At 41.3% G+C, this 21,408-nt stretch carries 14 protein-coding genes and 1 pseudogene; 5 read left to right on the top strand and 10 right to left on the bottom strand.

Annotation, left to right across the window (positions count from 1 at the left end; all coding sequences use genetic code 11):
• The coding region (locus NF418_RS07600) for a GEVED domain-containing protein (RefSeq protein ID WP_256779088.1) at positions 1–6,621 on the bottom strand (6,621 nt) is incomplete at its 3' end.
• A 449-nt stretch (positions 6,622–7,070) separates the two neighbouring features.
• On the bottom strand, positions 7,071–7,787 hold the full coding sequence (locus tag NF418_RS07595) for a pseudouridine synthase (RefSeq protein ID WP_256779087.1): 717 nt from the start codon (positions 7,785–7,787) through the stop codon (positions 7,071–7,073).
• A 130-nt stretch (positions 7,788–7,917) separates the two neighbouring features.
• On the opposite strand from NF418_RS07595, the gene NF418_RS07590 reads away from it, so the two are divergent.
• Entirely contained in the window at positions 7,918–8,874 is a 957-nt protein-coding gene (locus NF418_RS07590) for a glutathione S-transferase family protein (RefSeq protein ID WP_256779086.1), read from the top strand.
• Positions 8,875–9,100: 226 nt separating this feature from the next.
• The gene (locus NF418_RS07585) at positions 9,101–10,207 is read left to right on the top strand and encodes a low temperature requirement protein A (RefSeq protein WP_256779085.1); all 1,107 of its coding nucleotides are present in this window, start codon (positions 9,101–9,103) and stop codon (positions 10,205–10,207) included.
• Positions 10,208–10,245: 38 nt separating this feature from the next.
• Here NF418_RS07585 and NF418_RS07580 read toward each other — a convergent pair whose 3' ends face one another.
• Entirely contained in the window at positions 10,246–10,950 is a 705-nt protein-coding gene (locus NF418_RS07580; RefSeq protein ID WP_256779084.1) for a glucosamine-6-phosphate deaminase, read from the bottom strand.
• Between the two features lie 328 nt (positions 10,951–11,278).
• Between NF418_RS07580 and queA the strand changes: the two genes are divergently transcribed.
• The gene (gene queA / locus NF418_RS07575) at positions 11,279–12,307 is read left to right on the top strand and encodes a tRNA preQ1(34) S-adenosylmethionine ribosyltransferase-isomerase QueA (RefSeq protein WP_256779083.1); all 1,029 of its coding nucleotides are present in this window, start codon (positions 11,279–11,281) and stop codon (positions 12,305–12,307) included.
• Between the two features lie 69 nt (positions 12,308–12,376).
• Positions 12,377–12,850, top strand: coding sequence for an arginine repressor (locus tag NF418_RS07570; protein WP_105109441.1), 474 nt, complete (start codon positions 12,377–12,379; stop codon positions 12,848–12,850).
• Positions 12,851–13,142: 292 nt separating this feature from the next.
• On the opposite strand, the gene NF418_RS07565 is transcribed toward NF418_RS07570, so the two are convergent.
• From NF418_RS07565 to NF418_RS07540, 6 genes are all read right to left on the bottom strand, one after another.
• Positions 13,143–14,483: a dipeptidase gene (locus NF418_RS07565; protein ID WP_256779082.1), complete on the bottom strand. Its 1,341-nt coding sequence runs from the start codon at positions 14,481–14,483 to the stop codon at positions 13,143–13,145.
• A 703-nt stretch (positions 14,484–15,186) separates the two neighbouring features.
• On the bottom strand, positions 15,187–15,879 hold the full coding sequence (locus NF418_RS07560) for a Crp/Fnr family transcriptional regulator (RefSeq protein WP_172053860.1): 693 nt from the start codon (positions 15,877–15,879) through the stop codon (positions 15,187–15,189).
• A 635-nt stretch (positions 15,880–16,514) separates the two neighbouring features.
• On the bottom strand, positions 16,515–17,426 hold the full coding sequence (gene whiA / locus NF418_RS07555; protein ID WP_256779081.1) for a DNA-binding protein WhiA: 912 nt from the start codon (positions 17,424–17,426) through the stop codon (positions 16,515–16,517).
• On the bottom strand, positions 17,423–18,397 hold the full coding sequence (locus tag NF418_RS07550) for a YvcK family protein (RefSeq protein WP_105145132.1): 975 nt from the start codon (positions 18,395–18,397) through the stop codon (positions 17,423–17,425). The genes whiA and NF418_RS07550 overlap by 4 nt, the downstream gene beginning before the upstream one ends.
• Positions 18,394–19,281, bottom strand: a complete 888-nt coding sequence (rapZ, locus tag NF418_RS07545) for an RNase adapter RapZ (protein WP_256779080.1) — start codon at positions 19,279–19,281, stop codon at positions 18,394–18,396. The genes NF418_RS07550 and rapZ overlap by 4 nt, the downstream gene beginning before the upstream one ends.
• Positions 19,282–19,302: 21 nt before the next feature.
• On the bottom strand, positions 19,303–19,680 hold the full coding sequence (locus tag NF418_RS07540; protein ID WP_024387428.1) for a RidA family protein: 378 nt from the start codon (positions 19,678–19,680) through the stop codon (positions 19,303–19,305).
• A 219-nt stretch (positions 19,681–19,899) separates the two neighbouring features.
• On the opposite strand from NF418_RS07540, the gene NF418_RS07535 reads away from it, so the two are divergent.
• Positions 19,900–20,343 carry a PH domain-containing protein gene (locus NF418_RS07535; protein ID WP_373325952.1) on the top strand — a complete coding sequence of 148 codons (444 nt, stop codon included), beginning with the start codon at positions 19,900–19,902 and terminating at the stop codon, positions 20,341–20,343.
• Positions 20,344–20,352: 9 nt separating this feature from the next.
• On the opposite strand, the pseudogene NF418_RS07530 reads toward NF418_RS07535, so the two are convergent.
• A pseudogene (locus NF418_RS07530) lies at positions 20,353–21,349 on the bottom strand (MATE family efflux transporter).
• Positions 21,350–21,408 lie beyond the last annotated feature (59 nt).

Genomic DNA, 21,408 nt, shown 5'->3' with positions numbered 1-21,408 from the left:
TGGAACTGGCGTGTCTGGAGTTACCGGAGTTTCTGGTGTTGGTGTGTCTGGATTGTTATCTGGATCTTTTGGATCAACAACTTTAACATTTGTACGATAGATAATCGTTGCATTTGTATCATTATCAATCGCAACTACACCTGTCCTGGTTACACTTTGTGTTGAAGGAAGATAATCTGCCAACTCAGCTACATCATCCTTCGTCAAGGCTGAAACAGCTTTGAAGTCTTGTGTTGCTGGTGACCATGGAGAGTATGTATCAACAATGATGTCACCAGTTTCCGCATCGATCTGTACAGTACGTGTGAAGGTCAAAGTCTCAGTTGTCACAACTGGCTGACCATCCTTCAGCACTGGAGAACCATCAGCGTAGACATGGTTAACGGTCAAGGTTACTTCTTCAACCAAGCCAAGTTCGCCATAAGTGCGATCCTTAGGATCGTTTGGTACTTTATCGTCTGGTTTAACTGGATCTGTTGGGGTAGTTGGATCTTTTGGATCGACAACTGTTGTCGTCTTACGGACTAAGAAGATGTTAAAGCTCTGTGACGGATCCTCACCGTCTTTATCATCAACAGCGTCAAAGTATTTTGTGCCTTCAGCTAATTCACTATAGACAAGTTGATAACCCTGATCAAGATACTTTTTGATGACATCATCTGGATTGTAGGTGATTGGGTCTAGAGCGGTACCTTTAAGTTCAGTAGCTGTCAAGTGCTCAAATCCATCAATCTGAGTGATTTTTTTACCTGAAGTGACATAAGATAATGGTTTGTAGTTATCAGGATCCGTTACGTCCCAGATATAAACAGCAGCATACTCTGTCTGTGGAGTATAAACAACGTAAACATTGATGTTATCTTTATCATCTGAAGTAACTGTTGTCGGATCTGGTGTAAAGGTGCTGACATCAATGTTATTCGTATCTCTGTGTTTTTCAGGTATAACTTGTGCAGTGTATCCAAGTTCAACAGGTGAAATGACTGCATTGAATGTCTTATTCGCATCATTGATTGCTTCCCATGGATACACTTTGAGACTACCATCATCAATGAATTCAAACTTACGCTTATAGCTTAAGGTTTGTGTCTTGATAAGAGGTTGGTTGTCAACCGTAGTAACAGGTTGAGCAGGTTGGTTGTTAATTGTAACAGGTTTATCACGTTCTTTTGTCGTGTCTGTGTTATTCGTCGCATCCTTATCCGTATCAAATACATAGTAAATTGTACGTGTGATGGTTGCTTCACTTACTGGATCTACTGTTGGAGTATAACGAGCACGTCCGTAATCTGTTCCATAAGCAATGGTTACAGGATCAGAGTCTACAACATCATTGTAGTCTACGTCAGGCTGTTGAATTTCAACACCTGTACCAACACCGACAAAGCTAGGATGTGGTTTAAAGGTAACTTCAAGAGTTTTCTGGTCAAGAGTATAGGTTCCTTCATTTTCAATGACAATCTCGGTATCTGAAATTTTAGTATATGAACGTTTGACTTTCGTCACTTTACCCGTCGTAGGGTTTAGATGAATCGCCTCAGGAAGAACAAGATTAACCAGAGGTGTCTCGGTTGTGAAACTTGAACCAGCTGGGATAAATGAATCTTTCGCTGTATAAGAATTATTACCTACTGTGAAGGTTTCACCAATTTCTACAAGATCTGAAGCACGAGTATCACCATCTAAAACAGTTTGAGAGTTATTGGCATGTGAAGATAACTCAAAGCCATTTCCGAGGGCTACATCATTATAGCGGTTGTTAATATTTGAAATAATTTCGTGCGTTAAGACATCACCTACCTCGATATAGTCACCGGCAGGAATGACTACTTCTTCGCCATTTCGAAGGACTGTTGTTTCAGCTGTAGCCAGATCTTTCGCATCCAATGTAGAACCTGCTGGAACTTTTGATCCTGCTGGTAACCACAATTTATCAACGATGACACCACCTTTACCAGTTACAGTCATACCTGCTGGCAAACGTGTACCACTTGGAATAATTGCATCTGGTTCCACTTGAACTCGAGTACCATCACTCAAAGTAATAGTCATTGGTTCAGTCGCAGTAGTATCTGATTCAAATCGAGTGATTTCCTGGTCTGTGCTTGCAAAGACCACAGGTTTGGTCTCATCAAGGATTACGCTAGAAGCAGGGTATTCAACCTTAGTACCATCGTTCGTCTGAACTGTACCCGTTCTTGGGATACTTGGTGTACCTGTTTGAGTCTTACCTTGAACATCACGTGAAGTTGTATCTTCACCGTTTGGTACCACGTCGATGACAGTCGGAATGTAGGTTGAGTCCATAGAACGAGCATCATTGACATCAGTGTTGACGTTCTTTCTAATCATATCTTGCGGAGATAGATGAGAGGTAATTTCAGATTCTGGCACATCATAAATTTCATCTTCTGAAAGGTTACGATTATAGTTAAGTGCTGCATCAATTGTCTCTTCAGTTGCTTCCCAACCAGTTGAGTTACCATTCGTATCCCAACCACGGACAACAATACCATTAGCTTCACCTACGAAGCCAGGAGCCGGATCAAAGTCGATGGAAATAGTTGGCGTGCCGTATCCTTCAACATACTTGTTGTCTACACCTTCTTTATTAAGGGTATAAACACCGACGAGGTTGCCTGATTTGTCATACTCAGTGTATTCAGATAGCAAGTATTCTACACGGTTACTATAAGGATTGGTAACTTGGACAGCTGTACCTAGAACATTGCCGTTCGCATCTTTAATGATTACTTCCTGACCTTTATAGACTGTATCAGTACCTGCTTCATTGGTTACATGGATTTCTTTACCTGTCTCGATAGCTTCTGCGACAACACTGTCATTGACAACAATCTTTGGAGCAATCGTTGTATCAATTACTGCCCACTCTTTAAATCCTGATTTTTCGTCCTTACCACGTGGAGAGAAGAATTCAGCGATACTCTTAGAGATTGACTGATTGCGATCTTGGACGTCTGAGGTTGCATTTTCAGTACCACGTGGCAAGTGAGTAACGAAGGCCTGGAAGTCTTCTACTTCACCTGATGACGCAATACCAGTTGGTGTTAAAACTTCTTCCCTAACACGTGAAATACGGAGTCGAATACCTGTTGTATCGTGAGAGGTATCAAGAAGCTGTGGCACATTTTTAAAGACAAAGTTATAAGTCCCGTCAGCATTGACCTCAATTACTTCTGACTGCTCATACTGGTCAAACTGTCCGTTTCCATCAAAGTCCACCCAACCTGAGGCATAAACAGTATCATTGTTTTCACCTTTATGGATTTCCACACCTGGTAAGACAAACTCTGTGTCTGATGCACGACGAATTTCATATTTCTTTTTGACATTTTCATCAAGAAGTTGGCTTTCTCCTTCGTCCGGCATAATACCCGTTACAAAGCGTTTTTCAGCCGAGTTATAGAGACCAAGCTCCTTCTTGCCATCAATCTCAAGCGTTAGTTCTTGTCGGTTTTTCAGACTTGCTCTTGTTCCGTCTGTATATTCAATGTACCCTGTACCATCTTGTGCGATTGAATAAGTACCCTTTTTACCTTCGGCATCGAAAACGGTCATTCCTGTAGTCATGTCTGTTTTCTTATAATTTTCAGTATAGACTACGTCGTCCAAAGTCCAGTAAGCAGGGTCATCTTTAGTGCTTTGGAAATCAGGATCACCCTTGGTGTTACCAAAATATGGTTGTCCATAAACTGTTCCATCATCTTTTACTGTGTTTCCAATAAGGTGCTCTGCCTTACCGTAAGATTCTGGTGCATCACCACTATCATAGATAACGAAACCAAAGGCTGCCTGTTGGCTACCAGCAGATGCGATATAAACCGAAAGTTTAGAAACATCACGTGAAATTCCAACATCCAAGGTATTTTCACCAATTTTAGAAGTAATCGGTCCAAAAGTCTGATCGCCGTATGCTTTTCCATCTACAAATTCTGAAGGGTTATATCCTGCCCCTCCGAGTGAACGTTCAACCTTTAAGTTATCCGCTGTAATTGGAGTTGGCTGCGTCAACGTGTTGGGATCAATTTCTTTGTTATCCTTTTTATAAGAATATGGAAGTGACATGAAATTTTCCCATGGCGTTCCATCAGATTCAAATTGTACAAATTCAGTTGAACTAGCTTCCTCGGCATCTGTAGCAATAACATTAACATCTACATCTTTACCATTATAGGTTGCGGATAGATCAAAGGTAATACCAGCATGAGCGGTATCAAATGATGGAGAGAAGGCTACCAATTGATTCTCGACCCCAAGTCCAGCATTTCCTAAAATTGACCACTTCCCATCAGGCTCCACTAAAAGCATGTCTACTTGACCGTTACGGCCCTCTTCAAGATTATGTTTGTAAGCTGCCTCTGAACCCTGAAGTACCTTTTTATAGGTAGTTGTAACATTTCCAACTGTCGTAGTACCAACAAAGTCACCACTAATCATGTCTGTCCATTTCACATCAGAAGCAACTGATTTAGTCGAACCGTCTGGATTAGTTGTTGTGACAACCTTTATCGCACGGTAGTTCCCTTGTTTTATCCAATAATGGGTCCCTGCTGGGATTATTTCACCTTTTTTGTAAGTACGAACTTCCTCTCCATTTATATCCAAAATTTTCGTATCGTCAGTTGCGACAGTGTCTTCTGTATAAGTGTTACGAATAAAACCTTTCTGTGTCCAGTACTCTGTGCCTGCTGGAATCTTCTCATCAACTCCGTACTTGTAAGTCTTTATCGGATTTCGATTAGCATCATAAATAGTTACGGATTCGCCCGGTTGCAGAACTCTGTCTTCCTTTTGAACTTCACGTGTAGGAGGATGGATTCTAATAGCCTCGGCATCTGCTTTAGTCCATTCGCCATAGTTAAACATGGCATTTACGCCATTATTTGGATCTTGAGTTACTTTTTTTGGTGCAAGATTGGTAATCTCAGCAGTCAATTCATAACCTTCGACCCCTTTGGTAGGAACGGTAAATTTCATACCTTTTTGAAGAACTTCGTACTCTTTACCTTTATTTTGTGCACCACCATTGTAGTATCTATGTTCTGTGTATTTGGCAATTCCTGAGTTTATCCATTTTGCATCAGAGGTTCTACCAGTCGTACCATCTGTATAGATAACATCACGGACACCATTGGCATCTGCTGGTCCTACTTTTGTGCCATCTGGATAAGTGATAGAGGCAGTTGAGAAGTTAAACCAATGAATACTTTTTTTCAACTCAGCTGCATTTTTTTGTGCTTGTTCAGTGATGATTGTTTGAATTGGCAAGAGTGTGGCAGTATTCTTTTCGTCACCGTTGAATTCAACAGTCACTCCACCCGCTGCAGAAGTACTAGATTGAACGACTTTTACATTGTCAGCTTCAGTTAAACCATTGGCATTTTTGACGTTCTGAACAATACTTTTTACTTCTTCATCCGTCAAGCTAATCAAGCTTTTAACAACTGTCTTTTCTGGCTCATAAAGAACCTTTGTACGCATAACTTCAGCACGAGTTGATGCATCACCAGTTGTTGCAAGGTTTACATAAATCTCCCCATCTTTAGAGTACTTACGTAACTCAAGGGCAAGTGCTTCGACGTTTGAACGTACTGCATCAATTTGTGCATTAACTTGCTCAAGGCTTGCCGCTGAATCGCCCAAGGTAGTTGTTGCTTCAGTCACTGTCAACTTAGTTGCTGCTGCAGCAGCTTTAAGTGTTGCTGTGTCTGAGTCAGTTGTTGTTGCGATACGTTCTGCTTCGCTTGACAAGACAGCTGCTTCTGAAGTTACTTGTTCTAGAACTTCTTTTGCAGCAGCTACACTTGCATCTTGGCTAGTTTCTTGGCTTGATGCAGTAGCTGTTTCTGAACTTGCAGTTGACGTTTCAGTTTTAGCTGTTTCTGAGCTTGTAGAAGTCGAAGTCTCAGTCTTCGCTTCTGTCGTGCTTGATGGAGTTGTCGTAGAAGATGAAGCTGGTGTTGCTACTTTCTTGACAACTTTGAAGGTAACAGTATTTGAAGCACCTTCAGTCACGACTTGGGATACAGCTGAAGCTTGTCCAGCAGCTAATTCATAGCCTGTTGGCACATTAGCTGAAAGATTTACTGTAGTGCTTGCCACTGCATCTTGTGTTGTAACAGATGTAATAACCGCAGTTGCAGTGATAACAGTTCCATCTTCAGTAACGTACTGGATCACGTAAGCGATTGTCGCAGTACGCTCAGCTGTTGCTGTTTCTGTCGTACTTGCAACTGTTTCTGTCGCAGATGTTTCTGTCGCAGATGTCTCTGTTGTTGACGTTTCAGAAATAGTTGCTTCAGTAGCATCAGTTGAAGAACTTGCTTCAGTAGCTACCATCTCAGCAACGGTTGTTTCTGTCGTAGTTGTATCTGTTGAGAGGATAGCCGATGTTGGCTCTGTCGCCTCTACTACAACTGAAGTCTCAGAAGTACTTGTTGAAGTGATTTCTGTTGCTTCAGCCACTTCACCACCTGTCACTGCTAGAGAGATACCTAGCAATACTGAGGCAGCACCGAAGTGGTACTTACGAATCGAAAAACGTTGCTTGGGGGCATACCATTTTTGCTGATTCGTTTTATCTTTTAATGAAGATTTCATATAAAATCCTTTCTATAGTAAAACTATACAAATTTACTTGTTCCTTTAAAAAATTTAAAGAAAGCTATCTTATATGTTACTAAAAATAGTTAGAAAGGTCAATTTATTCATCTTTTAAAATCATTTTACCTAAAAAACATTTCAGACTTAATTATTCATGTACCTCTCTGCCTCAAACTTAGTGTTTTTGTCAATAACCTTTTCGTTAAAATCTAGAGTGTATAAGGATTTCAGCAGATTCTGAACTTTAGTTACTTTATTAGAATCGTCAGATAATTCTTTGTTTTATTTAAGAAATTATGAAATATTCTATTCATAAATCGAGGTTCTTGTTATATAATTATTTATATCAATTTAACAACTTTAAATTTGTATGTATCCAACGGTTTTAGAAAGCAATTCTTTAGCACTTTTTCTTAAAATTCATATGATTCTACTTACTTGTTATATTAGGAGAAATATTCCAATAATTGTTGCCATTCCGTTGGTTTTAATTTTCGATATTGACCAATTTTCAAATCTCCTAATTCAAATTCGCCAAAACAAATTCTTTTTAGGTAAGTGACTTTAACACCATAGGCTAAAAACATCTTCTTGACCTGATGAAATTTACCTTCCGCTAGCTTGATGGTCGCTCTGCTATTTCCAAAAGAAGTCTCTAAAATAGTCAAATTAGCTGGCTGGCAGCGGGTACCGTCCAAAAAGGTGACGCCTGATGCAAAGTAGTTCGGAGCGTCTGGTCCCAAGGGACCATTGACCTCCACGTAATAGACCTTGTCGACATGGTGGCTAGGATGGAGCAGACGGTAGCCCAGAGGCCCATTATTAGTGATAAGGACCAGACCTTCGGTATCCCTGTCTAGGCGACCAACTGGATAGAGACCTTCCCTACGGTCTTGAGGAGCAATCAGGTCAATGACGGTCTGGTGGTCCTTGTCGGTCACTGCTGACACTACTCCTCTTGGCTTATGGAGTAGATAATATACCGAACCTTCTAGCTCGACCTTTCTCCCAGAAACCTGAATATCTTGTATGTCAGGATCAACAATCTGGCTAAGACTGTGAGCCGGTTGGCCATCTATGCTGATTTGCTGGGCCTTAAATAATTTCTTGACTTGCTTGCGAGAGCCAATTTTTGCTTTTTCTAAACATTTATCTAATCTCATGACCTCATTTTAGCATAAAACAAGTAGCTTGACTTTATTTGAAAAAGGATTATAATACTAATTAGTGATATATAGCTTGGGAATTCCATTTCATTTTTGGGAATTTCCTATTGTTACAAAGGAGAATATCATGGGACTTTTACAAGATGGCAAATGGGTAGATCAGTGGTATGATACCAAGTCTACAGGTGGCAAGTTTATTCGTAGCGTCACACAATTTCGCAACTGGATTACGCCAGACGGACAGGCAGGCCCAACAGGAGAGGGCGGTTTCAAGGCTGAATCTGGTCGCTACCACCTCTATATTTCTCTGGCTTGTCCTTGGGCTAGTCGGACCTTGATTATGCGAAAATTGAAGGGCTTGGAAGACCATATTTCCTTGTCTGTCGTTCATCCCCTCATGTTAGAAAATGGCTGGACCTTTGAAGATGGACCTGGTGTTATCAAGGATCCCCTCTTTAACAGCGACTATCTCTATCAGGTCTATTTGAAGGCTGCCCCTCACTACACTGGGCGGGTAACAGTGCCTGTTCTTTGGGATAAGAAAACCAATACCATCGTCAGCAATGAATCTGCGGAGATTATGCGCATGTTCAATACCGCTTTCAATGATATCACAGGCAATCAGGATGATTATTATCCAGCAGACTTGCAGACTGAGATTGATGCTATGAACGACTTTGTCTATCCAAACATCAACAATGGTGTCTACAAGGCAGGTTTTTCAATCAGTCAGGCAATCTATGAAAAAGAGGTCAAGAACCTTTTTGCCGCCTTGGATAAATTGGAAGAGCATTTGGCTGATAAGAACTATCTGGTGGGCAATCAGCTGACCGAGGCTGATATTCAGCTCTTCACCACCTTGGTACGATTTGACCCTGTGTACTTTGGGCATTTCAAGTGCAATATCAAGGCCTTGGTTGATTATCCAAACTTGTGGGATTATACCAAGCGGATGTACAACCACTCTGGTATTGCGGAGACGGTTGACTTTGACCATATCAAGCAGCACTACTACGGTAGCCACAAAACCATTAACCCAACAGGCATTGTTCCTGTCGGACCTGACTTGGACTGGACACTATAAGATATAGGGAGCGGGACAAAAATCGGTAACCTGTAGGGTTCGATGAGTCGTTAGCCCACCCCCGCATAGTTGAGTAGGGCTGCAAAAGCTGATAAAATCAGCTAATTAGATCCCACTCAACCACTGCGTCAAGTTTAACTATCGAAAAAAACTAAGGCGGCCAGGACTTTTGTCCCAGCCTTTTCGTATGGTATAATATTTCAGATTTTTTTGAAAAGGAGTTGACATGTCTGATATTATCGCAAAACGCGTATCCAACTATGAATTGTTTTATGACTTAGTCTTTGTATTAGCTACCTCTTCACTGACCGGCCTCTTGCACGGTGACCATATCGGTCTCAGGGAAATTCTAACTTTTACCACCGCTAACCTGATTATTATGACCTTGTGGATTAATGAGACGATTTACCTCAACAAATATGGTGAGCGGGATTTGTTAGATATTAACACGATTATTGCATCCATGTTTGTGGTCGGACAATTATCCCTGAACGTTAGCCATGATTTTGAAGCGACCGCCCTACCTTTTACCATCTTTTTGACCCTGTCATATTCGATACTTTGCTTACAGTACTACCTTCGTGGTCGGAAAATAGGTTTTACGGCAGATATAAAAAATAGTCTCTCTATGTTTGGGATTTATGTGTTGGTATTTTTCTTGGCTTCGGTAGCTATTTACTTCAATTTCTGGACCTATGATGAAAAGAGTCTCTTGCTTTTATATCTCCCGTATATTATTTCCTATTTCTTCAAGGATAAACTCAATCACAGTGCCATGAACTTTCCTCACATTGTTGAACGGTGTCAGTTGATTACCATTATTACCTTTGGTGAGACGGTCATTGCGATTTTGAAAAATTATCCGATTCAGACGCATCTGCTCACTGGTATTCTCTTCTTCTTGACAATGGCTTTCTCCTTTATGTTTTACATTTCGCAAACCTATCTCAATATCAACCACCATCAAAAGACAAATGTTGCCACCTTACTCTATGCCCATATGGTACTGGTTTTGGGTCTCAACTTCTTCACAGTTTCTGTGGAGGTCTTACCTGGTGAGCACGCCACTTTTGGTTTGCCCTTCCTCCTCATTGGTTACTTCCTCTACTATCTGGGAATCCTAATGACCAGTCGCTACAACCAAGACCTTTATCGACTGGGTAAAATGGTGTGGCTTCAATATGCCATTCTGGTATTCAGCACCATCATTCTTCTGATAGCCTTCCACCACCATCTATCTTTGATTGCCGCTATACTGGTTGCTAGTTCATTTATGATGCTGGTCATCTCTTTCCGCCACCGCAATCGTGTACAAGTTGACCTCGAATCCTAAGAAAACCGACTGCCAAAAATGGTAGTCGGTTTTGTCTATTATGCTAATTTGCTGGCTGCCGCTTGGTCGATAATGAGGACAACATCGTCATGGTTTTGAAGGACGCTTGCTGGAACTTGCTCCGTCACTGGTCCTTCCACCGTCGCCTTAATGGCGTCAGCTTTTTCCTGACCATAGGCCATGAGGACAATTGTCTTAGCTGCCATAATGTTGGCAATCCCCATAGAGATGGCTTGTTTTGGCACATCTTCTAGATTTTCAAAGAAGCGGGCGTTGGCTTCAATGGTTGATGGCGCCAAATCTACAACACGGGCAATTCCATCAAAAGAAGCACCTGGTTCGTTGAAACCAATATGCCCATTCCGACCAATTCCAAGGATTTGGAAATCAACTGGATGTTCTTCCAGAATGGCATTGTAGCGCACCAACTCCGCATCAAGATCAGCAGCCAAACCGTTTGGTAAATAATTTTCCTTGAATGGTTTGGCATTGAAGAGATGTTCTTTCATGAAATAGACATAGGATTGGTCACTGTCCTCACCCAAACCAACATACTCATCCAGGTTAACAGATGTCACCTCAGAAAAGTCCAAGTCACTCTCACGAATCTGCTTGTAAAATTCGATTGGGCTTGAACCTGTTGCCAAACCAAGAACTTGCGCACCTGCAGCTAATTTATTTTTTAACAAGTCAAAGGCAATGGCTGCTCCTTCTACTTGATCTTTTACGATATGAATTTTCATCTGCTTCTCTCCTTTTGGTATAGACCGATTATTGATAAGTCTATTTTATGGTATATACCAATTTTTGTCAAGAGTTTTACTTTATTTTTTTAATTTACCTCGTCCTACAAGATTAAACCATTCTTTTGTGATATAATACTGATATGACACAGATGCTATTATTCTTATTCATGGCTGGTCTTCTCCTATGCTTAATGAGTTTTTTTCTCTTGGATTCTTTTGAAAAGTTGAAAAAAATCTTTTACACAATTGGATTTACATTGGTAGCATTCCCATTTGTTCTACTGATTTATATTCTATTTATCATTTAACCTACTGAGGAGATACTATGAATACTGCAGATTTTGATTTTGAATTACCTGAAGAGCTGATTGCCCAAGTTCCACTTGAGAAACGCGACAGCTCAAAACTACTCATTCTCGACCGCAAACAGAAAACTATGGTCGATAGCCATTTTGACCACATCATTGACCAGCTAAACCCCGGCGATGCCTTGGTTATGAACAACACGCGCGTGCTTCCTGCCCGCCTCTATGGTTACAAGCCCGAAACCAATGGTCATGTGGAGCTATTGCTTTTGAAAAATACCCAAGGTGACCAGTGGGAAGTCCTTGCCAAACCAGCCAAGCGCCTGAAAGTTGGCACTACAGTTGCCTTTGGTGACGGAAGATTAACAGCTACCATCATTGAAGAATTGGAACACGGTGGGCGAATTGTGGAATTTGCATATGAGGGGATCTTCCTAGAAGTATTAGAAAGCCTAGGGGAAATGCCTCTGCCGCCTTACATCCATGAAAAATTGGAAGATCGTGAACGCTATCAAACTGTCTATGCCAAAGAAAACGGCTCTGCAGCAGCACCAACTGCTGGACTGCATTTCACACAAGAACTGCTAGAAAAAATTGAAGCCAAAGGGGTGAAATTAGTTTATCTGACCCTCCATGTCGGCCTTGGGACTTTCCGTCCTGTATCAGTGGATAATGTCGATGAACATGAAATGCACTCTGAATTCTATCATCTATCGGCTGAGGCAGCTCAAACACTCAATCGTGTCAAGGCTGCAGGCAGTCGGATTGTGGCAGTGGGTACAACTTCAATTCGTACCTTAGAAACCATCGGAAATAAATTTGACGGTCGTTTGGAAGCAGACTCTGGTTGGACAAATATCTTCATCAAACCAGGCTATGAATTCCGTATCGTAGATGCTTTTTCAACCAATTTCCACCTACCAAAGTCAACCTTGGTTATGCTTGTATCTGCCTTTGCTGGTAGAGAGTTTGTCTTAGATGCTTATAAACATGCTGTTGAAGAAAGATATCGATTCTTCAGTTTCGGCGATGCTATGTTTATTCAGTAACTATATCCCTAGCTAGCACCATTTCCCTTGCTAGTTTTTACTAAAATGATTGATGAGAAGGAGGTTCCTATGAACAAGATTGAAAGTCGCCACCAATTAATTTTGTCTTTGGTTACGGAAAATAAAATCCATACCCAACAAGAACTACAAGAACTCCTTCACCAAAATGGAGTGTCTGTCACACAATCTACCCTATCACGTGACATAAAAATGTTGAACTTAATCAAGGTCAGCGAAAAAGACTCCTCCTACTATATCATCAATCCAATTACTCCTTCACGATGGGAAAAACGGCTGAAAGTCTATATGGAAGATGCCCTAGTCCTGTTGCGACCTGTGCAAAACCAAGTCGTCATCAAGACCCTTCCTGGTCTGGCTCATTCTTTTGGATCTATTTTGGATGCTATGGAAATTCCTGAAATCATTGCGACTATTTGTGGTGATGATGCCTGTCTCATTATCTGCGAAGACAATCAGGCAGCCCAGTCTTGCTATGAACAATTAAAAAAATTCACACCACCATTTCTATCCAATAAATATTAATAATCTATAAATAGGCTCTCCTGCAACTCAATCAAGGCAGGGGAGTTTTTCTATTTCATACTTATTTAAAATCAAAAATACCTATCTACCAATCAAATTGAATGTAGAGCATTTCACATTTGAAGCTTTTAAAAAGATAACGTCTAGTCAAAATCTATGATTTCCAAGCTGAACATATAATTGAAATTTTACACCGAGTAATAGTCCTTAGTTTGCTATTTTTGATTTTTATTAAGTATCAAAAAAAGTTCTCAGCCGATTTCTGAGAACTTTCCCCTTCTATTTTCTTTGTTTATTGTACGGCTAAACGATAGATCGCTTCTGCATAGATTTCCATAGCCTTGAACAAATCATCTAGGGAAATGGATTCATTTGCCTGATGCTCTGTCTGTTTTGAATGTGGGAAATTTGCACCAAAGGCGACACAGTTGGGCATAGCACGAGCAAAGGTTGCACCGCCTGAAGAAATCGGTTGACTAGCCTTATCACCTGTAATATCCTGATAGACTGACATGAGGGTTGAAACCAGCTCACTATCCAAAGGCATGTAAAGTGGTGCCAAGTAATCATACTCTTCATAGGTCAGACCATAATAGTCTGCCACTTTGATGAGCCTCTCTACCAACTCTGCCTTATCAACCGTAACAGGGATACGGATATCCAAACGAATTTCAGATTTTTCAGGTGTAATGGTAATCCCTGAAACATTGAAACTCAAGGTACCTGAAGGTTCATCATTGACATCACCAAACAATCTAAACCCTGTGGCATCTTGACCGACTGCGTTCGATATAAAATCAATTGCTGGATGTTCATCAAATTTATTTAAGCCCATAGCTAGACGTACAATGGCATTAATTCCCTCTGTGGCATCTTTAGAATGTTTGGAGATTCCCAAAACGGTAATGCGATCATCGGCAATTTCATAGTCAAAGCCCCAATTTTCCATCTCAGCTGAAACTTCAGCGAGTAAATGCCCCGAATAGGTTGCTTTTTCCGGGACAATATTAAAGGCAGTCCCAGCCTCCAAGGCTAAACTATCATGACAAGGGCCATGTAACTTCACCTGAAGCAAACCTTTTTCTGCATAAGTAACTGGAAATGAAGAATCAGGCGCAAATCCCATGGTAGCAATTTCTTCCAATTCCTGGTAACGTTCCATGCATCGCCAAAGAGTCTCCTCATCCGTACCAAAAATAAATCGTACTCGTTTCTTGAATGTAACTCCTGCATCTATCAGGGATTTGACTGCATACAAGACTGCCATTGAAGGCCCCTTATCATCCTGTACACCTCGCCCAATGAGGAAACCATCCTGAATAATAGCATCAAAAGGCGGTGTATCCCAGTCACTTAATTCACCAGCTGGAACCACATCCAGATGGCAGAGAATGGCCAACAAATCATCTCCTTGTCCGATATCAGCATAGCCATAGTAACCATTGGGATCTAGATAGGTAGAAAAACCCAAATCAGCTGCTAGTTTTAAAGTATGTTCCAAAACATCTTGAATGGACTGACCAAATGGAGTTTCTACAGCATTTTCTTGAATGACCGAAGGAAATGCTATTAATTCCTTTATCGCTTCGATACAAGCTAATCGGTGTCCATCCTTAATAAAAGTAGTTTTCACCACTTATCTCCTTCCATAACTTATTTATTTGTCTTTCATCAACTACATTACTGATAAAGCAGTATCGTTCCTTCGAAGAGTAATGTTCAAAATAGCCTAGGCTTGCTTACTTATCAGTACAAAACAACAAGTAATATCATCACAAATGGCTATGTCGAATAGATATAGTTGCCGTACCTCTCTTGAATTACTGCGACGAGCGAAAAACTCTAAGGGAGGTTTTAGTCTACCTCCTATCTAGCAACTAGGGGTAGTTAGAAACTCCTAAAAGAATCAAAACGACTATACCTGACGAATAGCACACCTATCTAAAAAGGCGCACTGTCTCCATTTTCATATTTAGTTTACCAAATCTTATTCTACAAAACTGGAAATCCTTCACATTTTACGTGAGAAATCAGTCGCATTTTTTATTTTTTTCAATAAATATCTAAATTATATACCATTTTTACCTAAAATAGCAAATTTTCATTCATTTTATGGATATTATACATAAAATACAGTCGAGTGAATTAGCTTTCAAACTAGAAACTGAGGTGCAGGCAGTACTAGAGTACGCAAACCGAAAGTGACGATGAATCAAAGCGGATTCAAAAGACAATAAATTTGTGAAACTCTTCTAGCAATAGAATTTTTGAAAAAAATAGAATATAAAAAAGACTGAAATATTTCAGTCATTCAATATTACCCCTTTTACACTTGGCTAGTCTCTACCGATAATTTCTAGAAAGTACGATAAATCTAAATAAGTCAAGCGTTTATGTTCATAGCGAATACGCCCTTCATCTTTTAATTTTTTTATGACATGCCCAACCGTTTCTCTTGTGGTTGCTGCCAAACGAGCCAGTTCTTGTAACTGAATCTCAAAAGGTAGGATAAGTAATTGGTCAGGTAGGCACAAATCCCTATACAGAAGAGACAGGGTTTGAATGACCCTATCCGTTGCCATAGGACGCATAGTATTTCGTAGTCTCAGTTCTTGAAAACTCAAAATATTGGATAGTTTTTGTGAGATATACACTAATTGTTGAGGATTTTTCTGCGATACCTGCTCAAACAAATCCATCGGAACTATTAGACATTCCAAGTCTGTTTTAGCAACTGCTGTATAGCGATAAGGTTTATTTTGAAACATATCCCCAAACGGAAAGGCACCTCCCTGCCTTACATAGTCAAAATATACAAATGTATCCGTCTCATCATAATGTTCAATCCTTGCATATCCACGGTAAAGAACGACTAGTGAGTCCCTAGGGTCTTCAGCATAAAAAAATATTTGTCCCTTTGAAATTTTCCGAAATCTGACATGCTGAGCCAGTTGATTAAAGGCTTCTTGACTTAGATGCTCAAATGCCGGATGATTTCTGAGGTAATCATACTGTTCATTACTAATCATCCCTAACTCCTTTCTAGCCATGTCCTATCTATGTATATATTTTAACATATATTAAAAAACATCTCAAACAATATATTAATTCCAATTAAAATTTGAATTTTTTAGATTTTAACCACCATATATTAAAACTAAAGGTGAATTAATTAGTTTCCAGACAAGAAAATGATCTGCTGGCTAGGGAGTATAGGAAAGCAGTAGACTAGTTAAGAAGGAGTTCCCCCTGCTTCCAAACGTGTAGAAGCGAGATTTTTATGGTCACATTCTAGTTTTCAGGAACCAGCTGAAATACTTGGTTTCTTTATTATTAGAATCCGGTACGAGCGACAGGGTTCAAGTCCAGCCTCATTAATTGATGTCTGGGAATAGATTGCTTCAGTTTAACAATTTGAAACGAGAAATTGTTGACGAGATCTTCAATGGATGGTCGAATCTTTTCCACCACCATTGACACAACTTCGTTTGTCTATAGGAGTTTGATATATTATAACTTTCGATGTACCGTAATAGGTGTTTGTGACACGCTTTGCAAATTTCATTTCCAAGCCAGACTGTGTGGCAACCTACCGCTCATTTCCCTGTACAAAAGCACACTATAGGACAAAAAACCAGCTCAAAAGAACTGGTTTATATAAACCCTATAAATCATCCGCAATCTTATTGATTTTCCTTAGACGGTGATTGACACCACTTTTGGTAATGGGAACTGTCAAACTATCTGCCAACTGCTGAATCGAATAATCAGGATGTTGGATACGGAGTTGGGCAATCTCTTGCAGGTCACCCGTCAGCTGATCCAAGCCAATGCTATCCATAATCTTGATGATATTGTTGATGGTCTTCATGCTGGCATTGACCGTCTTAGCAATATTAGCTGTTTCTGCATTATTGGCACGGTTGAGGTCATTACGTGCTTCACGCAGGAGCTTAATATCTTCAAAGGCTGTCTTGGCTTCCTCTGCCCCTATGACTAAGAGAAAGTCCATAATATCTTCTGCCCGTTGCAGATAGGTAATGGTTCCCTTGCTTCGCTCAATAACCTTAGCATCCAAGAGAAATTTCTGCAACAGATTAGCTAAGTCATGGGCATGGTCACTGTAAACAGAGGCAATTTCTAACTGATACCGTCCCTTTTCAGGGTCCTTGACGGAACCTGCTGCCAAGAAAGCCCCTCGCAGATAGGCTTGGCACCAGCTATCATTTTCAAGAACAAGAGGCGAAATCCCTGTTTCCAATCCAAAAAAACTATCTGCCAAATGCAAATCATTTAAGATATCATTGACCCCCTCCTCAATGACTACTGCATAAACACGGTTCTTTTTGAGATTAGGTTTTTGATGGTGACGAATTTCTGCTTTTACCTGATAAAAATGCAGGAACAATTCGTAAATATGTCTGGCAATCTTGGCATTCTCCGTCGAGATAGACAGGGTCAGACCTGTTGAAGCCAGCCCCAGACTGCCAGACAGTTTGATAATGGCTGATAGTTCACTCTTATTTTGACTGGCTTGTATCAAGAGTTCTTCTTTGACTTTTATAGTAAAACTCATGACCGCACCTGCAAAATCTTGAGCAACTCTTCTACCACCAAATCACCATCATGAAAAGCTCCGCCATTTTCCAAACGTAAGAAATTAGATGAAATCACACGGCGAGCTTGCTCTTGCAAACCAGCAAAATCATGCTTAACCTGAACCAAATATTCATCAAACTGGTGGGTATTCATGTAGTCTTGCGGAACGGGTTCACTGTTGACCAAAACCGTGTCGATAAACTTCTCTCCCAAATGACCATTCAAGACTATCACATGGTCGGCATCCGAGAAAAACTCCGTCTCACCACGCTGGGTCATGATATTGCAAACATAGGTCACCTCAGCCTTGGTTTCTTTCAAAGCCTTGCCAATATCCGAAATCATGAGATTGGGCAGGATGGATGTAAAGAGCGAACCAGGTCCCAAGACCACCATGTCACTCTCCATAATGGCCTCGACCACCTGACGACTAGCCTTAGGCTCATCATCATTGTAGGAATTGGTCACATAGACATGGCCAATCATGCCCTTATGTTTGGCAATCTTGCTCTCACCCGACACCTCAGTACCATCTGTAAATACAGCATGGAGAGTTAAGGCTTGTTCACTAGAAGGGTAAATCCGACCAGTCGTATGGAAAAATCGAGTTAGCAGCCGCATAGCATTATAGGTCGAGCCCTGCATCTCCGAAATTCCAGCGATAATCAGATTACCTAGGGGGTGTCCAGCCAAAGGACCGTCCGAATCCGCAAAGCGATACTGGAAAATCTGCTCATACAACTTGGGCATATCCGACATGGCTAAGAGGACATTGCGCAAATCTCCTGGGGGCGTCACCTGCAGAGCTTGACGAATTTCACCTGAGGACCCCCCGTCATCTGCTACCGTCACAATGGCCGTAATGTCCACATCCTTGTCCCGCAGGCTCTTTAGGATAACCGGAATTCCCGTTCCTCCACCAATCACTGTAATCTTTGGTTTTCTCATGAGCGATTGACCGTTTCCTTCCTTCTGTCCTTGTCGCGATGGCTACGGTTGACAATCCAGTTTTTCTCCAAATCATCTGCCAAGCGTTTGGCAAAAGCAACGCTTCTATGTTGACCACCCGTGCAACCAACAGCAATGGTCAGTACAGACTTCCCTTCCTTCTGATAACCTGGCAGAATTGGCTCAATCAAGCCGATAAGGTGGCTGTAAAATTCTTCAGATTCCTGGTGGGCCATGACATAATCAAAGACAGGAGCATCCAATCCGGTCAAATTTCGCAACTCCTTCTGGTAATATGGATTTGGCAAGAAACGCACATCAAAGACCAAGTCCGCATCTAAAGGTAGACCATATTTGAAACCAAAAGACATGACTTCCACACGGAAGGATGGTTGGTTGTCCTGACTAGCAAATTGCTCAGAAATGGCCATCCGCAGATTACGCGGTGTCAATTCAGTTGTATCGATGACATTCTGGCTCATGTTTTTCAATGGTGCCAAGAGTTCACGCTCCAGCTGTATCCCGTCCAAAACCCGGCCATCTGCTGCAAGCGGATGAGACCGACGAGTTTCCTTATAGCGAGCTACCAATTCGCTGTCTGTTGCATCCAAAAACAAGACTTTGAAATCCAAATCCTCTGCCGACTCAATCTCATCCAAAACCTCTCGAATTTCCGAAAAGAAAGAACGGCTCCGCATATCCACCACCAAGGCAATCTTATTGTTGTCTTGACTGTGGCGAATCAATTCTAAAAATTTTGGCAAGAGGGTCGGCGGCATATTATCAATGGTAAAATAACCCAAGTCCTCAAAAGATTGGATAGCTACCGTCTTACCAGCTCCCGACATCCCTGTCACAATTACTAAATGGAGTTTGTCTGCCATGACATTCCCTCCTTTTCTTTCTTAATCAATTACCGCAATCACTTCAATTTCAACCTTAACATCACGTGGCAAGCGTGCCACTTCCACCGCTGAGCGAGCTGGGAAATCTGCTGAAAAGGCTGTTTTATAAACTTCGTTAAAAGCCACGAAGTCATTCATATCTTTGAGGAAGCAAGTCGTTTTAACCACATGGTCAAAATCTGTACCAGCTGCTTCTAAGATAGCAGCAATATTTTTCAAGACCTGCTCCGTCTGTTCTTGAATAGTCTCTCCCACGATTTCACCCGTTTCAGGTGACAAGGGAACCTGACCAGAGGCAAAGAGGAAATTCCCCACTACCTTTCCTTGTACATATGGACCGATAGCCGCTGGTGCCTTATCTGTATGAATGGTTTTCATCTGTCAATCTCCTTTGCTTTTCTACATCTATTATAGCACAGTTTTAGACAAACTCATCCTGCTCGCACTCAAGAAAAACTATTTCCAGACTCTTTTCCCAAGCAAAAAGCTGACACTGTTTTGGCGACCTGTTAGAACATATTTTTTTATTTGCTATTGCATCTTGTCAAAAAAACTACTATACTATTCTATATAAAAATAGAGTAAAGGAGAATGTCTATGGCATTGAATTTAGGAAAAATCGCTCAGGGTCTTGCTGGAAACTTTAGCCAACAAAGTAACAAATCCCTATACGCGGAATACTCTCAGTATCTACTTGATGAGGAAGTCATTCAAAACGGCTACGTCTTGATTCGAGACGCAGTTATCTTTACCAATATTCGTATTATATTCGTGGACAAACAAGGAGCAACAGGGAAGAAAACAGCCATAAAATCCATCTTCCTCTCAACCCTGGTCCATGTCGAGATGGAAACAGCTGGTTTCGGCCTAGATGATAGTGAAATCACTATCACCTACTTGCGCAATATCTACCTCAAATCAAAACAGGAAGAGTTGGTTAGTCTAAAATTGGAATTCCCAAAACAAACCGACATCGTTCCACTATACAAATACCTCCTCGAATTGGCTTATCAAAACCGCCTATCCATCAATAACTCCTAAAAAAACTGGCTACTCAGCCAGTTTTCTTGTTTTTACATGAAATCTCCAAATCAGAAAAATCGCTCGCAAGAGCAGGTCAATCAAAATCGACAGCCAGACACCAGCAATTCCTAAACCGAGCATCTGGCCCAAGACGATAACGCCTAAAACACGCAGCCCCCACATCCCTATCACTGTGGAGTAGAGCGGCGACTTGGTATCCCCTAACCCCTGCAGTGCGCCAGCCATGATCAAAGAAACCGCAAGGCCTGGCTGGTTGAAAGCATCGATCCGTAAGGCTGTGACGACTTGACGGACGGCTTCTAGGTCTTTGGTAAATAGCAGAGCAAAACTTGGAGCTCCGAAAAATAAGACGATTCCCAGCAGGGACATGATGGCTACTCCATAGGCAGAGCTGAGAAATGCGACCCGTCTAACTGTGAGGATATCCCCCTTTCCCAAGGCTTGACCGATCAAAACCGCTGCCGCTGTCGCAAGACCATAGGCTGGCATATAGGTAAAACCCTCAATATTGCCTGCAATCATGTGGGAGGCATAGACAGTCGTCCCCAGCCCCACAATCAAACTGAAATAGACCACCTGACCCAACCGCATAACCAAGCGTTCGGCTGCTGCAGGTAGGGTCAAATCCACCATTTCCTTAGGACTTCCCAAGTGGAACAATTGTTTGAGATCAACTGCCAAGTCAGTCTGCTGTACCTTTCGGTAAAGCAAGACAGTGCCAAGCAAGCGAGCTAAGACGGTTCCCAAGGCTGTCCCTACAATCCCCAAACCTGACCAAGAGCCAATACCAAAAATCAAGAAATAGTCCAAGATCACATTAAAACCATTGGTCAGTAAGCTCATTTTCATAGGGGTTGGGCAAACCCACTGCCGTCACTGCTACTAGACCCAGCTGGGCAATCAAGAGGGTATCCACAAAACCAACTAAGGTCTGAAAGATATTTTCCACCGTCGCTGGTAAGGCCAAACGGATAATCTCATTTCTCAAATTGTTCTCTTTCATAACTACTCCATAATCTTATTTAGAATAATTATAAATAAAACTCAGTGAAAAATCAAGAA

This window comes from Streptococcus suis, from assembly GCF_024509555.1.
In the GTDB taxonomy this organism is placed as follows: Bacteria; Bacillota; Bacilli; order Lactobacillales; family Streptococcaceae; genus Streptococcus; species Streptococcus suis_AD.
The sequence above is the reverse complement of the archived record's forward strand: the minus strand, read 5'-3'. Positions and strand labels throughout refer to the sequence as shown.

Bases quoted from the DNA above. Each gene is read 5' to 3' on its own strand.
- NF418_RS07590 (WP_256779086.1), top strand. From the start codon at position 7,918: ATGGGACTTTTACAAGATGGCAAATGGGTAGATCAGTGGTATGATACC.
- NF418_RS07560 (WP_172053860.1), bottom strand. From the start codon at position 15,879: ATGATTAGTAATGAACAGTATGATTACCTCAGAAATCATCCGGCATTT.
- NF418_RS07585 (WP_256779085.1), top strand. From the start codon at position 9,101: ATGTCTGATATTATCGCAAAACGCGTATCCAACTATGAATTGTTTTAT.
- whiA (WP_256779081.1), bottom strand. From the start codon at position 17,426: ATGAGTTTTACTATAAAAGTCAAAGAAGAACTCTTGATACAAGCCAGT.
- queA (WP_256779083.1), top strand. From the start codon at position 11,279: ATGAATACTGCAGATTTTGATTTTGAATTACCTGAAGAGCTGATTGCC.
- NF418_RS07580 (WP_256779084.1), bottom strand. From the start codon at position 10,950: ATGAAAATTCATATCGTAAAAGATCAAGTAGAAGGAGCAGCCATTGCC.
- NF418_RS07595 (WP_256779087.1), bottom strand. From the start codon at position 7,787: ATGAGATTAGATAAATGTTTAGAAAAAGCAAAAATTGGCTCTCGCAAG.
- NF418_RS07535 (WP_373325952.1), top strand. From the start codon at position 19,900: ATGGCATTGAATTTAGGAAAAATCGCTCAGGGTCTTGCTGGAAACTTT.
- NF418_RS07550 (WP_105145132.1), bottom strand. From the start codon at position 18,397: ATGAGAAAACCAAAGATTACAGTGATTGGTGGAGGAACGGGAATTCCG.
- NF418_RS07540 (WP_024387428.1), bottom strand. From the start codon at position 19,680: ATGAAAACCATTCATACAGATAAGGCACCAGCGGCTATCGGTCCATAT.
- rapZ (WP_256779080.1), bottom strand. From the start codon at position 19,281: ATGGCAGACAAACTCCATTTAGTAATTGTGACAGGGATGTCGGGAGCT.
- NF418_RS07570 (WP_105109441.1), top strand. From the start codon at position 12,377: ATGAACAAGATTGAAAGTCGCCACCAATTAATTTTGTCTTTGGTTACG.